At 33.2% G+C, this 386-nt stretch carries 1 protein-coding gene; it reads left to right on the top strand.

The window, feature by feature from the left end:
* Window positions 1-337, top strand: a 337-nt coding sequence (locus tag ACLJRL_RS41205) for a hypothetical protein (RefSeq protein WP_410661849.1), incomplete at its 5' end; no start/stop codon positions are given.
* Between the last annotated feature and the right edge of the window lie 49 nt (window positions 338-386).

Raw genomic sequence — 386 nt, 5'->3', positions numbered from 1 at the left:
AGAGGAAATTAAAAAATACCCAGAAGTAGATGACAACAAAGATACAACACTCCAAAGCCTATGGGATGCAGCAAAAGCCATTCTAAGAGGAAAGTTTATAGCAATACAAGCCCACCTCAGGAAACAAGAAAAAGCTCAAATAAACAAGCTAACTTTACATCTAAAGCAGTCGAGAGAGAAGAACAGACAGACAAGACCTAAAGTTAGTAGAAGGAAAGAAATCATAAAGATCAGAGCAGAAATCAATGAAATAGAAATAAAGAAAACCATAGAAAAAAAATCAATGAAACAAAAAGCTGGTTCTTTGAAAAGATCAACAAAATTGATAAACCCTTAGCCAGACTTATCAAGAAAAAAAGAGAGAGGACTCAAATCAATAAAATTAG

Origin of the sequence: Amycolatopsis sp. lyj-112, assembly GCF_046549055.1 — a bacterium.
Lineage (GTDB): Bacteria > Actinomycetota > Actinomycetes > Mycobacteriales > Pseudonocardiaceae > Amycolatopsis.
Note: the sequence above shows the minus strand (reverse complement) of the source record. Positions and strands in the feature narration are given on the sequence as shown.